This window comes from Pseudomonas sp. NPDC089743 (genome assembly GCF_044748785.1).
In the GTDB taxonomy this organism is placed as follows: Bacteria; Pseudomonadota; Gammaproteobacteria; order Pseudomonadales; family Pseudomonadaceae; genus Aquipseudomonas; species Aquipseudomonas putida_X.
Window position 1 is genome coordinate 264,417 of sequence record NZ_JBIVGS010000005.1, and the last position, 14,306, is coordinate 278,722.

Sequence of the window (14,306 nt, forward strand, 5' to 3'; positions counted from 1 at the left end):
TGTGAAATGCCCTTGAGCCCAGTGCGCGCAGACGCACGGCCAGCGGCAAGGAGGCCACCGACAACCACGCGACCGTGACGTGGGCGGTGTGCCGCAGCAGAACACGCCGGTCACCTGCCTACTACAACAATCTGGCGGGGGCCGTGATGCCGAGGTCCGCTGTATGCCTGATCAATTGCTTCACCTGCCCGTTATCCACGATATCCTGAGCCGCCACCAGGACACCCCTGGTGCACTCTTGCCGATCCTGCATGCCGTGCAGGAAAGCATCGGTTTCATCCCTGATGCCGCCGTCGCCGACATTGCCCATGCCCTCAACCTCAGCCTGGCCGAGGTGCGCGGGGTGATCAGCTTCTACCACGATTTCCGTACCGCGCCGCCGGCACGCCATACCCTGCGCTTGTGCCGCGCCGAATCGTGCCAGAGCCGTGGCAGCGAGGCACTGGCCGCACAGCTGCGTGAACAGCTGGCACTGGACGACCATGGCACCAGCGCCGACGGCGCCATCAGCCTGCGCCCGGTGTACTGCCTGGGCGCATGCGCCTGCTCGCCGGCCCTTGAACTCGATGGCCAGGTGCATGCGCGCCTGACCCCTGAGCGCCTTCGCGCGCTGGTCAACGGTTGCCTGGAGGGCACAGCATGCTGAAGCTGTTCATCCCCTGCGACTCGGTGGCCCGCGCCGTGGGTGCCGACCAGGTTGTCGAGGCGTTGCTGCGCGAGGCTGAGCAACGGCAGGTGGCGCTGGACATTCAGCGCACCAGTTCGCGTGGCCTGTATTGGCTCGAGCCACTGGTAGAGTGCGAGCGCGCTGATGGGCGGCAGGGTTTCGGCCCGGTCACCCCTGAGGATGTGCCTACGCTGCTCGATGCATTGGCGGCCGACCCCGGCAGCCATTCGCTGGCGCTCGGGCCCGTGGAAGCGCTCCCTTACCTCAAGACCCAGCAACGCCTGCTGTTCGCCCGCGCCGGCATCACCCGGCCATTGTCGCTGGATGACTACCGCGCCCACGGCGGCTTTGCCGGCCTTGAGCAAGCCGTTGCGCTGGGCGGCGCCGACGTGGTGGCCGCCGTGCTCGATTCCGGCCTGCGCGGCCGTGGCGGTGCGGCGTTCCCGGCGGGTATCAAATGGCGCACCGTGCGTGACGCCGGGGCAGGGCAGAAGTACGTGGTGTGCAACGCCGACGAAGGCGACTCCGGCACCTTCGCCGACCGCATGCTGATGGAAGGTGACCCCTTCCTGCTGATCGAAGGCATGATCATCGCCGGCCTCGCAGTGGGTGCCGACAAGGGCTATATCTACGTGCGCTCGGAATACCCCGACGCGATCCGCGTGCTCGATCAGGCCTTGGTGATTGCCCGCGACGCCGGTTATCTCGGTGCCGACGTGGCCGGTAGCGGTCAGGCCTTCGACCTGGAAGTACGGGTGGGTGCCGGTGCCTATATCTGCGGTGAGGAAACCGCGCTGCTCGAATCTATCGAGGGCAAGCGCGGCATCGTCCGCGCCAAGCCGCCACTACCGGCCCTGCAGGGCCTGTTCGGCCTGCCGACGCTGGTGCACAACGTGCTCACCCTGGCTTCGGTGCCCACCATTCTGGCCAAGGGTGCGGCGTTCTACCGCGATTTCGGTATGGGGCGTTCGCTTGGCACCATGCCGTTCCAGCTGGCCGGCAACATCCGCCACGGCGGCCTGGTAGAGCGCGCCTTTGGCCTGACCCTGCGGGACCTGGTGGAAGGCTACGGTGGTGGCACCGCCAGTGGCCGGCCGCTGAAGGCCGCCCAGGTCGGGGGGCCTTTGGGTGCCTGGGTGCCGCCCAGTCACTTTGACACCCCGCTGGACTACGAGGCCTTCGCCGCCATGGGGGCGATGTTGGGCCACGGCGGCGTGGTGGTGGCCGACGACACCTTGAACATGGCCAGCATGGCGCGCTTTGCCCTGCAGTTCTGCGCCGAAGAGTCCTGCGGCAAGTGCACGCCCTGCCGCATCGGTTCTACCCGCGGGATGGAGGTGGTCGACCGCCTGATTGCCAGCAGCGACCTCACCGAGCGCCATGACCAGGCGCTGCTGCTGCGCGACCTGTGCGACACCCTGCAGTACGGCTCGCTGTGCGCCATGGGCGGTATGACCGCCTACCCGGTGGCCAGCGCCCTCAAGTATTTCCCGGCCGATTTCGGGCTGACCACCACGGAGGCCGCGCAGTGATCAATTACTTCGACCCCGAGACCGATCTGGGTACCCCTGAACGCCACAGTGATGTGCAGATCAGCCTGAACATCGACGGGCGCAGTGTCAGCGTACCGGCGGGCACCTCAGTAATGCGCGCCGCAGCCCTGCTGGGTACCAGCATCCCCAAACTGTGTGCCACCGACAGCCTGGAGGCCTTCGGCTCCTGCCGCATGTGCATGGTCGAGATCGATGGCATGCGCGGGTACCCGGCGTCCTGCACCACGCCTGTCAGCGAAGGCATGGTGGTGCGCACCCAAACGCCACGCCTGGCTGACCTGCGCCGCAACGTCATGGAGCTGTACATCTCTGACCACCCGCTCGACTGCCTGACCTGCTCGGCCAACGGCAACTGCGAACTGCAGACGGTCGCCGGCCAAGTCGGCCTGCGGGAGGTGCGCTACGGCTATGACGGCGCCAACCACCTGGCCGAGCAGAAGGACGAGTCCAACCCGTACTTCGATTACGAGCCCAGCAAGTGCATCGTCTGCAGCCGCTGCGTGCGTGCCTGCGAGGATATCCAAGGCACCTTCGCCCTGACCATCACCGGGCGCGGCTTCGAGTCGCGGGTGGCGGCAGCCGGTGGTGACAACTTCCTCACCTCCGAATGCGTGTCGTGCGGTGCCTGCGTGCAAGCCTGCCCGACGGCCACACTGACCGAAAAAAGCCTGGTGCAGATCGGCCAGCCGGAACGCGCGGTGATCACCACCTGCGCTTACTGTGGCGTGGGTTGCTCGTTCCGTGCCGAAATGAAGGGTGACCAACTGGTCCGCATGGTCCCGGACAAGAACGGCGGCGCCAACCACGGCCACGCTTGCGTCAAGGGCCGCTTCGCCTGGGGATATGCCACCCACCCTGACCGAATCAGCAAACCGATGATCCGCAAGCACCTGGATGACCCGTGGCAGGAAGTCAGCTGGGATGAGGCCGTCACCTACGCGGCCAGCGAGTTCCGCCGCATCCAGCTCAAGTACGGGCGCGATTCCATCGGTGGCATCACCTCCAGCCGTTGCACCAACGAAGAAGCCTACCTGGTGCAGAAACTGGTGCGCACGGCGTTTGGCAACAATAACGTCGACACCTGCGCGCGGGTGTGCCATTCGCCCACCGGCTACGGCCTCAAGCAGACCCTCGGTGAGTCGGCGGGCACCCAGAGTTTCGATTCGGTCATGCAGGCCGACGTGATCCTGGTGATCGGTGCCAACCCCACCGACGCCCACCCGGTGTTCGGCTCGCAGCTCAAGCGCCGCCTGCGCCAAGGCGCGCGGCTGATCGTGATCGACCCGCGGCGCATCGACCTGGTGGATTCGCCCCACGCCCGTGCCGAGCTGCACCTGCAACTGCGCCCGGGCACCAACGTGGCCATGCTCAACGCCTTGGCCCATGTGATCGTTAGCGAGGGGCTGCTGGCCCAGCGCTTCATCGACGAGCGCTGCGAGGGTGAGGCCTTCGCCCGCTGGCGCGACTTCGTCAGCCTCCCGGAAAACGCCCCTGAAGTGCAGGGCCCCGTGTGCGGCGTGCCCGCCGAGCAGATCCGCGCCGCCGCCCGGCTGTATGCCACAGGCGGCAACGCAGCGATCTACTACGGCCTGGGCGTGACTGAACACAGCCAGGGCAGCACCGCGGTGATGGGCATCGCCAACCTGGCCATGGCCACCGGCAATATCGGCCGTGAAGGGGTGGGCGTAAACCCGCTGCGGGGGCAGAACAACGTGCAGGGCTCGTGCGACATGGGGTCGTTCCCCCATGAGCTGCCAGGCTACCGGCATATCTCCAACGAGGCCGTGCGTGCCGAGTTCGAGCAGGCCTGGGGCGTAACCCTGCAGCCCGACCCGGGCCTGCGCATCCCCAACATGTTCGAAGCGGCGCTGGACGGCAGCTTCAAGGCGCTGTACTGCCAGGGTGAGGACATCGCCCAGAGCGACCCCAATACCCAGCACGTCACGGCCGCGCTGCGGGCCATGGAGTGCGTGGTGGTGCAGGACATCTTCCTCAACGAGACGGCCAAGTTCGCCCACGTGTTCTTGCCGGGCAGCTCGTTCCTGGAAAAGGACGGCACCTTCACCAATGCCGAGCGCCGCATTTCGCGGGTACGCAAGGTGATGCAGCCGCTGGCCGGCAAGGCTGACTGGGAGGCCACCGTCGCCTTGGCCAATGCCCTGGGCTACCCGATGAGCTACCGCCATCCGTCCGAGATCATGGACGAAATCGCCCGCCTGACGCCGTCCTTCCACCGCGTCAGCTACGCCGAGATCGACCGCCATGGCAGCCTGCAGTGGCCCTGCAACGAGGCCGCGCCCGACGGCACGCCGACCATGCACATCGATCAGTTCGTGCGGGGCAAGGGGCGCTTCATGCTCACCGGCTATGTGCCCACCGACGAGAAGGTCAACAGCCGCTACCCCCTGCTGCTGACCACCGGGCGCATTCTCAGCCAGTACAATGTCGGTGCCCAGACCCGGCGCACCGCCAACGTCGCCTGGCATGCTGCCGACTGCCTGGAACTGCACCCCACTGACGCCGAAAGCCGCGGCATCCATGACGGCGACTGGGTCGGCATCGGCAGCCGTGCGGGGCAGACGGTACTGCGCGCCAAAATCAGTGAGCGTGTGGCACCGGGGGTGGTGTACACCACCTTCCACTTCCCCGAGTCCGGCGCCAACGTGATCACTACCGACAACTCCGACTGGGCCACCAACTGCCCGGAATACAAGGTAACGGCGGTGGAGGTGGTCAAGGTGTTCCACCCGTCGCAGTGGCAAAAGCGCTACCAGGACTTCAGCGATGAACAGCGGCGCCTGCTCAAGGAGCGGCGCACGGCCGGCAAGCCTGAACAGGCCGAGGTGCGCCGATGAGCAGCGAAAACCTGGTCAAGATGGCCAACCAGATTGCCCATTACTTCGACAGCGAGCCTGATCATGCGTTGGCGGTGAAAGGGGTGCAGCAGCACTTGCAGAACTTCTGGACCCCAGCGATGCGCAGGCAGTTGGGGGAATGGGCCCAGGCCCATGCCGGTGAGGGCTTGGACCCCAAGGTGATGGAAGCCTTGGCTTAAGCGTTCGTCTGCGCGGCCCCGTCGCTAGCAAGCGCTTGCACCCCTGGGGTGCCGGCTTGCCGGTGATAGGGGCAGTGCCGACAACATGAAATGTCCGTCATGAATGCCTGACGACTGCCTGCGCAATGCTACGCTCGCGGAAACACTCGTCACGGGTACGCACCATGGACATGAACTGGCACCAGGCCCTGCAAGAGAGCCTGAGCTGGCTTGCAATCGCTTCACTCATCACCCTGATCGGCTTCACTGCCGCCGCTGCCTTGGCTGTGCGCTACACGCGCTGGGGCAGCCAGTTCTGGCAGCTTGCCGGGCCCTATTTCAGCTTCAGGCGCAGCTGGCGGCCGTTGCTGGTGTTTGCCGCACTGCTGGTGCTGACCCTGTTTTCGGTACGCATGAACGTGCTGTTCTCGTTCTGGTACAACGGCTTCTACAGTGCCCTGCAGGCCCTCGACCAGACCGCCTTCTGGTACTTGCTGGGCGTGTTCGCGGTGTTGGCCACCCTTCACGTGCTTCGTTCACTGTTCACCTTCTACGTGACTGAGGCGTTCAGCATTCGCTGGCGGGTCTGGCTGACCGAGCGCCTGACCAATGACTGGCTGCACGGTGACGCCTATTACCGCGGCCAGTTTCTCGCCGAGCCTGTAGACAACCCCGACCAGCGCATCGAACTGGACGTCACCGCCTTCGTCACCAACTCGGTAACCTTGGCGCTGGGCGCGGTCAGCGCGCTGGTGTCGCTGGTGGCCTTCACCGCCATCCTCTGGGGCCTGTCGGCGCCGCTGGCGGTAGCGGGTGTGGAAATCCCCCGGGCCATGGTGTTCGCCGTCTATGTATACGTGCTGATCGCCACCTGGATTGCCTTTCGCCTCGGACAGCCGTTGATCCGCCTGAATTTTCTCAACGAAAAACTCACGGCCAACTTCCGTTATGCGCTGATGCGCGTGCGGGAAAACGCTGAGAACATCGCGTTCTACCAGGGTGCGCAGGTGGAGCGGGGGACCTTGCTGGGGCGCTTCGGGGCATTGATCGTCAATGTCTGGGCACTGGTGTTCCGGAACCTGAAGTTCAGCGGTTTCAACCTGGGCGTCAGCCAGGTGGCAGTGGTGTTCCCGTTCATCCTCCAGGCACCGCGCTTCTTCAGTGGCGCGATCAAGCTGGGCGATGTCATGCAAACCTCCCAAGCGTTTGGCCAGGTGCAGGATGCGCTGTCGTTCTTCCGTGAGTCCTACGACACCTTTGCCCAGTACCGCGCCACGCTCGACCGTCTGACCGGTTTTCTCGATGCCAATCAGCAGGCCAGCACGTTGCCGCGGGTCAGCACCCAGCAGCAGGCGCATGCCCTGGATATCTCGGGGTTGCAGGTGATGCGCCCCGATGGCTACGCGCTGATCGCCGACCTCGACTTGCGCCTGCAGGCCGGCCAGGCGCTGCTGATCAAAGGCCCTTCGGGCAGTGGCAAAACCACCTTGCTGCGCGCCTTGGCGGGGCTTTGGCCGTACGCCGAGGGTGAGGTCAGGCGGCCCACCGCTACCGAGGCGCTGTTCCTCTCGCAGCGCCCGTACCTGCCCCTGGGCGACCTGCGGACCGCCATCGCCTACCCAACCGACAGCAAGCCTGAGGACGAAGTGCGCATGCAGCAGGCGCTGCGCCAGGTCAACCTGGCCCACCTGGCTGAGCGGCTGGCGGTCAGTTGCGACTGGTCGCATATCCTCTCGGTGGGTGAGCAGCAGCGGCTGGCGTTTGCGCGGGTGCTGTTCAACCGGCCGCAAGTGGTGTTCCTCGACGAATCCACCTCGGCGATGGATGAAGGCCTGGAACATGCGTTGTATTCGCTGCTGCGCAATGAGATGCCGCAGACCTTGCTGGTGAGTGTCGGCCACCGCAGCACGTTGGCCGGGTTCCATACCCACAGGCTGGAAGTGGACGGGCAGGGCGGTTGGTCGCTGCTGGAGCAGAAACCGGAGGTGGAATTGCAGGTCTAGGCGACCCGCATCGTGTTCAGGGCTGCATCACGATCAACTGCGGCCCTTCATCACGCTCATCCGACACGTCCTTGCCCACCGCAAACCATTCAAAGGCCTCCACCGGCAGGCACCGCTCCCGTGCCAGCCGCTCGGCCTCCTCGGCAGGCACTTGCAGGTCGATCCACGCCCATGCATCCGCCGGCGCCAGTACCAATGGCCGGCGGTCGTGGCTGTCGACCATTCCCGCTTCACTCGCTGCGGTCACGATAACAAACCCATCCCCTTCGTTCGGCTGCGATCCTGCACGTACCTGAGCCAGCGCAGCCATGAACATCGGTGCCTGGCTTTGCAGGCGAATGAAATAGGGCTGCTTGCGCTCGGGGTCGTGCGGGTCGCTCACCCATTCATACCAGCCGTCGGCCATGACCAGTGCCCGCCCTTGAGGCCAGAACGCCTTGAGAAACGTGCCGGTGGTCACGGCTTCAACCGGTGCGGTGATTGGTGCAGGTTGCGAGCCCTTGGCCCAGAACGGTGCCCAACCCCAATGGCAGGGGTCGATGCGCAGGCCATTGCCCGGGTTGTGCATAACCAGTACGCGGCTGCCAGGGGCCACGTTGTAACGGCCAATGGGCATGTTGTCGTAACCGCTTATCACCTCCTGCCCGGCCGCCAGTTCACGCAGGTAATCGGCCTGGCCCTGATACTGGGCGAAGCGTCCGCACATGGCATGTCCCCCCATTGGTCGATATGGCGTGCACGCGACCGACGCAATCGGGGTCCCAACATCCCATCCCGCGGGGGGCGTTGTTCAACCTGCGTGCGCCGCACAGTCACCTGGTCAGGATAGACGGCGACAGCGTTTTCACAGGCTCAGGCGCAACGCCAACGCTGCCAAGGTCACCAGTAGCACCGGCACCGTCAACAGCACCCCTACCTTGAAGTAATACCCCCAGCCGATGCTCACGCCCTTGCGCGCCAGCACATGCAGCCACAACAGCGTAGCCAGGCTGCCGATCGGGGTGATCTTCGGCCCCAGGTCGCAGCCGATCACGTTGGCATAGATCATCGCCTCGCGCACCACACCCTGCGCCTCGCTGGCCTCGATCGACAGCGCGCCGATCAGCACGCTGGGCAGGTTGTTCATGGCCGACGACAGCAGCGCCGCAATCAGGCCGGTCCCCAGCGAGGCTGCCCACAGCCCTTGCCCCGCCAGCCAGCTCAACAGGTTGCCGAGCGAGTCGGTGAGGCCGGCATTGCGCAAGCCGTAGACCACCAGGTACATCCCCAACGAAAACACCACGATCTGCCACGGAGCCTCGCGCAGCACGCGGCGGGTGGAGATCACATGGCCGCGGGCGGCGACGGCGAACAGTACCGCTGCGCAGGCTGCGGCCACGGCACTGACCGGGATCCCGATGGGCTCGAGCACGAACAGGCTGGCCAGCAATGCCAGCAGCACCGCCCAGCCGACACGGAACGTTGCCCGGTCGCGCACGGCCATGGCCGGCACCTTGAGGTCTTCGGTGGCGTAGCGCAGCGGAATGTCGCGGCGAAAATACAGCCACAGCACCAGCAGCGTGGCTGCCACGGCCACCAGGTTCACCGGCACCATCACCGAGGCATAGGCGTTGAACCCCAGGTCGAAGTAGTCCGCCGAGACGATGTTCACCAGGTTGGACACCACCAGCGGCAGGCTGGCGGTGTCGGCGATGAAGCCTGCACCCATGACGAAGGCCAGGGTCGCCGCCGGGGAGAAGCGCAGCGCCAGCAGCATCGACATGACGATCGGGGTAAGGATCAGCGCTGCGCCGTCGTTGGCGAACAGCGCCGATACCGCTGCGCCCAGCAACACCATGAAGGCGAACAGGCGGCGCCCGTCCCCGCGGGCCCAGCGCGCCACATGCAGCGCCGCCCATTCGAAAAAGCCCGCTTCGTCCAGCAGCAGGCTGATGACGATGAGGGCGATGAAGGTGGCGGTGGCGTTCCAGATGATGGCCCAGACCGTGGGGATGTCATGCAGCGATACCACGCCGAACACCAGGGCCAGCACGGCACCGAGCGTGGCGCTCCAGCCAACTCCCAGGCCTTTGGGCTGCCAGATGACCAGGGTGAGGGTGAGCAGGAAGATCAAAGCGGCTGGGAGCATGGAAACGCTGTCTCGTCTCATGGCTGGGGCAGAAGTGACTGTACACGGGCCGGCGACGCGTAGGAAAAGTTCCGGTGCAAACGTGTAAGTTTCGTAAATAAGATTTAAACACATTTGAGAATCACTATATTTACCAACCCTGTTGGCCCCCGAACAGTGTTTGCGAGGCCGGTGGGCGTGGGCCCTCCGGCTTCCTGGCAGGGATGTGCCCTTCGCTTACCCATCGCAGGAGATGTGTCAATGCAGTGCAGAACTTCACCCAACAGCCTGGCCCTGGCGTTCGTCGCGTTGGCGTCACCGGCCATGATGGCGAGCGCCGCCGAAACAGTGGAGCGCAGACTTGGTGAGGTGCTGGAGATGCCAGTGGCGGACGACGCACTGGTGATCCAGGACACCCTGGTCACTGCAGAACGCGAAGCGCGTCAGGCGCTGGGTTCGTCGATCATCACTGAAGAAGACATCAAGCGTCGCCCGCCGGCCAATGACTTGTCCGACATCATCCGTCGTGAGCCGGGGGTCAACTTGACTGGCAACAGCGCCAGTGGTGCGCGTGGCAACAACAGGCAGATCGACCTGCGCGGCATGGGGCCGGAAAACACCCTGATCCTCATCGACGGCAAGCCATCCAGCGCACGCAACGCGGTGCGCTACGGCTGGAACGGCGACCGCGACACCCGCGGCGAAACCAACTGGGTGCCGGCCGAGGCGGTCGAGCGCATCGAAATCCTGCGCGGCCCGGCGGCGGCGCGCTACGGCTCGGGTGCGATGGGCGGGGTGGTCAACATCATCACCAAGCGGCCCACCGAGGCGTTCAAGGGCAGCCTCAACCTGTTCACGCAAATGCCCGAGGACAGCGCCGAGGGTGCCAGCCGTCGTGCCAACTTCAACCTCAGCGGCGGGCTCACCGACAACCTCGGTTTCCGTTTGTACGGTGGCCTGGCCAAGACCGACGCCGATGACCTGGACATCAACGCCGACCACGCCAACAGCGCGTTGGCCGCCGGCCGTGAGGGCGTGCGCAACAAGGACATCAACGGCCTGCTGAGCTGGAGGCTCAACGACGAGCACCGCCTGGAAGCCAGCGCCGGTTACAGCCGCCAGGGCAACCTCTATGCCGGCGACACCATGAACAGCAACGGCGGCAGCAATGTCGACCTGATCTCCAGCCTGTATGGCCACGAGACCAACGTCATGCAGCGCAACACGTATGACCTGACCCACCTGGGCGATTTCAGCTGGGGCACCAGCAAGACCAGCCTGGCTTACGAGTACGTGCGCAACTGGCGCCTGAACGAAGGGCTGGCCGGTGGCCCGGAAGGTGCGATCAACGACAGCGGTGCAGCCATGTCGCGGCTGCGCAACACTCGCCTGAGCAGCGAGGTGAACCTGCCGTTGGCCTTGGGCAATACCGAACATGTGCTGACCTTGGGCGGCGAATACCTGTATGAATCGCTCAACGACCAGGGCTCGTTCCGCCCGCAGAGCTTCGACCCCAGCGGCGGTGGCAGTGACGTCATCAGTGGCTTCGACCGCAGCGATTCGAAGATGACCGCCAAGAGCTACGCGCTGTTCGTCGAGGACAACATCGTGCTGGGTGACACCACCGTCACCCCGGGCCTGCGCTTCGACCACCATGAAACCTTTGGCGACAACTTCAGCCCCAGCCTCAACCTGTCGCACAAGCTGACCGATGCGCTGTCGGTCAAGGGCGGTATCGCACGGGCCTACAAGGTGCCGAACCTGTATCAGTCCAACCCCAATTACCTGCTCTATAGCCGCGGCAACGGCTGCAGCATTCAGCAGAGCAACTCCGGTGGCTGCTACCTGCAGGGCAATGCCGACCTCAAGCCGGAAATCAGCGTCAACAAAGAAATTGGCCTGTTGTATGACCGCGGCACCTGGCGTACCAGCGCGACGTATTTCCGCAACGATTACAAGAACAAGATCATCGGTGATACCGATGTGCTCTACACCATCAACAGCGGCCGCCGTGTGACCCAGTGGGAGAATGCTGGCGAGGCGCGGGTGGAAGGCATCGAGGGCAACCTGTTCGTCGAACTGACGCCGGTGCTCGACTGGAACACCAACCTGACCTGGATGCTCGACAACGACAACCGTGAGACGGGCGAGCCGCTGTCAGTGATCCCCGAGTACACGGTCAACAGCACCCTGGACTGGCGCGCCACCGACAAGCTTTCGTTCCAGCTGGCCGGCACCTACTACGGCAAGCAGAAGTCGCCGACCTACAACTACCGCACCGAGGAAGACTACGACGCCGAGGCGCAGCAGGATGTCGAGGCCTACGGGCTGGTGGATGTCAGCGCCGGGTACAAGTTCAACGCCAACTATGACGTGCGGGTGGGCGTGAACAACGTGTTCGACAAGCAGATCTATCGCGGTGGCAATGCCAGCAGCTCGGGCGCCAACACCTATAACCAGCCGGGGCGTGCGCTGTTCGCTTCCCTGAATATCTCGTTCTGATGCTGGGGCCGCATTGCGGCCCATTCTCGGCGCAAGCCCGCTTCTCCAGATACCCCACTGGCACAACACAAGTGGAGTGAATGGAGGGCGGGCTTGCCTCGATGCGACTACCAGGAAATGTGCCAATGAACAATAAACCCGCCTGGCTGCTGATCCTCTCGCGCAGCAGCGCCGCGCTGGTGGGCGGCTACGCACTCACCTATGCCGCCAGCGCCTGCCTGGCCCGGCTGTTGCCGCTGTCCGCCGCCGATGCGGTCATCGTCGCGACCCTGCCGGCCTTCGTCTTCTACACCGCAGTCATCGTTTGGGCCTTCGCCAGCCGTGACGCGGTGCGTGCCTGGCTACCGCTGGCCTTGGCTGCGCCCTTGGCGTTGATCGGCTTCTGGCCCCAGGTACTGGAGTGGCTGGCATGAAGAACACGTTCACCCAATCGATGGCCTGGCTGCACACCTGGGGTGGGCTGGTGTTCGGCTGGCTATTGTTCGCCATCTTCGTCACCGGCACCCTGGCGGTGTTCGACAAAGAGCTCAACCACTGGATGCAGCCGGAAATCCCGGCCAAGGCAGTGACCCAGGCCGATGCCGCGCAGCGCGCCATTGCCTACCTGCAGGCCCATGAACCGCAGGCCGGCAACTGGGGCATCAGCCTGCCCACCGATCGCTCGCCCGGGCTGCGTGTGTCTACCGGGGAGCGGCGCCATGGCGGTGGCGTACAGCTCGACCCGCAGACCGGCGAGGCCATCGAGGTACGCGACAGTGTTGGCGGCAATTTCTTTTTCCGCTTCCATTTCACCCTCGACCTGCCGCGCAACTGGGGCATTTTCGTGGTCGGTGCATTGGCGCTGGTGATGTTGGCGGCGCTGGTCACCGGCATTGTCATCCACAAGAAGATCTTCAAGGAGTTCTTCACGTTCCGGCCGAACAAGGGCCAGCGCTCCTGGCTGGACTTTCACAACGCCAGTGCCGTGCTGTTGCTGCCGTTCCACCTGATGATCACCTACACCGGGCTGGTGATCTTCATGCTCATCTACATTCCTGCAGGTGTCGATGCGCTGTTCGCAGGGGACAACCGGGCCTACTTCAAGGCCCAGGGCAACGCCCGCCTGGAGCAGCCGAGGGCCTTGGCCAGGCAGCCCGCGGCGCTGGTCGATGTGGTGCCGCTGCTGGCCCAGGCGCAGGCACGGTTGGGGCCCATAGCCGGTTTCAATATCCGCAACCCCAACACCGCTGGGGCGCGTATCGAGATTCGCCCTGAGCTGGGTAATCGCATCGCGCTGTCGAAGGGGCAGGCCATGGTATTCGATGGTGTCAGCGGTCAGCTGCTCAGCGATGTGACTGAGTGGCGCGCGGCTCCCCTGACCCAGCGGGTCATGGTCGGCCTGCATTTTGCCCAGTTTGGCGGATACCCGATGCGTTGGTTGTACTTCGTGTGTGGGGTCATCAGCTGCGTGATGATCGCCAGCGGCCTGGTGCTGTTTTGCGTGAAGCGTGGGCGTAAGTACGCCAGCACCAGCGCGCAGTTGTCGGCGCGGCGTTGGTACCGGGTTGCCGAGGTGTGCAATGTCGGTTTCGTCACCGGTTTGCTGCTGGCCTGTGTCGGCTTGCTGTGGGCCAGCCGCCTGCTGCCGGTCGAGCTGGTACAGCGCGAGGCCTGGGAGGTGCGGGCATTCTTTGGTACATGGCTGCTGGCGCTGCTGCATGCGGGTATCAGGCCTGCGCGCCGGGCGTGGGTGGAGCAGCTGGGGCTGACGGCACTGCTGTGCATGGGCCTTGGGCTGTTCGGTGGGCTGGCGGATGCCTTGCGCCTGGGCGTGGTGGCTTGCGCAATGGTGCTGGGGGTGTTGCTCGGTGTGGTGGCGTGGCGCGTGCAGCAAGGCGGGCGAATGCTCCATGCACCTAGGGCAGGGCGCAGCGTGGAGGCAGGCGCATGATGATGTTGATCGCGGGCGGCGCGCTGTTCGCCTATGCCGGTATGCTTGGCCTTTGCCAAGGCCTGGAACGGCACTATAAACAGGTATGGCAGCGGCCTTGCCCGCGGCCACTGCGCAGGGTGCTGCGTGGCGCTGGTTGGCTGGCACTGATGATCAGCCTGCTGCTGTGTGCCCAGGTCTGGGGCTGGGCCATGGCGCCGGTAGCCTGGTTGGCGATGATGTCGCTCGGTGCAATGCTGCTGGCCGTGCAGTTGCCGTATTGGCCGCGGCTGGCGGTTGGGCTTGCAGGGCTGGTGCCAGTGTGGGGGCTGCTGCAACTGTTTGCCTGAGCAGGCCCTATCGCCGGCAAGCCGGCTCCCACATGGAATTTGCGCCGGCTTTCAGAAATTGGGCAAGACCGTTGCTTGCACAGGTAAAGCGCAGTCCTGAAGAGCTGCGCGGGCGTGGTGGGAGCCGGCTTGCCGGCGATTGGGCTGCGCAGCAGCCCCCATAGCAGAGCTGTAATAGCCC

The 14,306-nt window shown here is 64.9% G+C and carries 11 protein-coding genes; 9 read left to right on the forward strand and 2 right to left on the reverse strand.

What is annotated here, in order from left to right:
• Positions 1 to 163 precede the first annotated feature (163 nt).
• The 5 genes from ACIPZC_RS12150 (at position 164) to ACIPZC_RS12170 (ending at position 7,257) form a co-directional block, all read left to right on the forward strand.
• Positions 164 to 646, forward strand: a complete 483-nt coding sequence (locus tag ACIPZC_RS12150) for a formate dehydrogenase subunit gamma (protein ID WP_267822331.1) — start codon at positions 164 to 166, stop codon at positions 644 to 646.
• The gene (locus ACIPZC_RS12155) at positions 640 to 2,199 is read left to right on the forward strand and encodes a formate dehydrogenase beta subunit (protein WP_400627127.1); all 1,560 of its coding nucleotides are present in this window, start codon (positions 640 to 642) and stop codon (positions 2,197 to 2,199) included. The genes ACIPZC_RS12150 and ACIPZC_RS12155 overlap by 7 nt, the downstream gene beginning before the upstream one ends.
• On the forward strand, positions 2,196 to 5,075 hold the full coding sequence (fdhF, locus tag ACIPZC_RS12160) for a formate dehydrogenase subunit alpha (RefSeq protein WP_400627129.1): 2,880 nt from the start codon (positions 2,196 to 2,198) through the stop codon (positions 5,073 to 5,075). The genes ACIPZC_RS12155 and fdhF overlap by 4 nt, the downstream gene beginning before the upstream one ends.
• Positions 5,072 to 5,275: a formate dehydrogenase subunit delta gene (locus ACIPZC_RS12165; RefSeq protein ID WP_241803196.1), complete on the forward strand. Its 204-nt coding sequence runs from the start codon at positions 5,072 to 5,074 to the stop codon at positions 5,273 to 5,275. Before fdhF ends, ACIPZC_RS12165 begins: the two co-directional genes overlap by 4 nt.
• A 164-nt stretch (positions 5,276 to 5,439) precedes the next feature.
• The gene (locus ACIPZC_RS12170) at positions 5,440 to 7,257 is read left to right on the forward strand and encodes an ABC transporter ATP-binding protein/permease (RefSeq protein ID WP_400627131.1); all 1,818 of its coding nucleotides are present in this window, start codon (positions 5,440 to 5,442) and stop codon (positions 7,255 to 7,257) included.
• Between the two features lie 16 nt (positions 7,258 to 7,273).
• On the opposite strand, the gene ACIPZC_RS12175 is transcribed toward ACIPZC_RS12170, so the two are convergent.
• Positions 7,274 to 7,963, reverse strand: coding sequence for an SOS response-associated peptidase family protein (locus tag ACIPZC_RS12175; RefSeq protein WP_400627133.1), 690 nt, complete (start codon positions 7,961 to 7,963; stop codon positions 7,274 to 7,276).
• A gap of 138 nt (positions 7,964 to 8,101) precedes the next feature.
• Positions 8,102 to 9,385: an arsenic transporter gene (locus ACIPZC_RS12180; RefSeq protein WP_400627135.1), complete on the reverse strand. Its 1,284-nt coding sequence runs from the start codon at positions 9,383 to 9,385 to the stop codon at positions 8,102 to 8,104.
• A gap of 240 nt (positions 9,386 to 9,625) precedes the next feature.
• Here ACIPZC_RS12180 and ACIPZC_RS12185 point away from each other — a divergent pair, with 240 nt between their 5' ends.
• The 4 genes from ACIPZC_RS12185 to ACIPZC_RS12200 all read left to right on the forward strand — a co-directional run bounded on the left by ACIPZC_RS12185 (position 9,626) and on the right by ACIPZC_RS12200 (position 14,125).
• Positions 9,626 to 11,866 carry a TonB-dependent siderophore receptor gene (locus ACIPZC_RS12185; protein WP_400627137.1) on the forward strand — a complete coding sequence of 747 codons (2,241 nt, stop codon included), beginning with the start codon at positions 9,626 to 9,628 and terminating at the stop codon, positions 11,864 to 11,866.
• A gap of 125 nt (positions 11,867 to 11,991) precedes the next feature.
• On the forward strand, positions 11,992 to 12,279 hold the full coding sequence (locus tag ACIPZC_RS12190) for an iron transporter (RefSeq protein WP_400627139.1): 288 nt from the start codon (positions 11,992 to 11,994) through the stop codon (positions 12,277 to 12,279).
• Positions 12,276 to 13,796 carry a PepSY-associated TM helix domain-containing protein gene (locus tag ACIPZC_RS12195; RefSeq protein ID WP_400627141.1) on the forward strand — a complete coding sequence of 507 codons (1,521 nt, stop codon included), beginning with the start codon at positions 12,276 to 12,278 and terminating at the stop codon, positions 13,794 to 13,796. The genes ACIPZC_RS12190 and ACIPZC_RS12195 overlap by 4 nt, the downstream gene beginning before the upstream one ends.
• Positions 13,793 to 14,125, forward strand: coding sequence for a DUF3325 domain-containing protein (locus ACIPZC_RS12200; protein ID WP_400627143.1), 333 nt, complete (start codon positions 13,793 to 13,795; stop codon positions 14,123 to 14,125). Before ACIPZC_RS12195 ends, ACIPZC_RS12200 begins: the two co-directional genes overlap by 4 nt.
• The last annotated feature ends 181 nt before the right edge of the window (positions 14,126 to 14,306 follow it).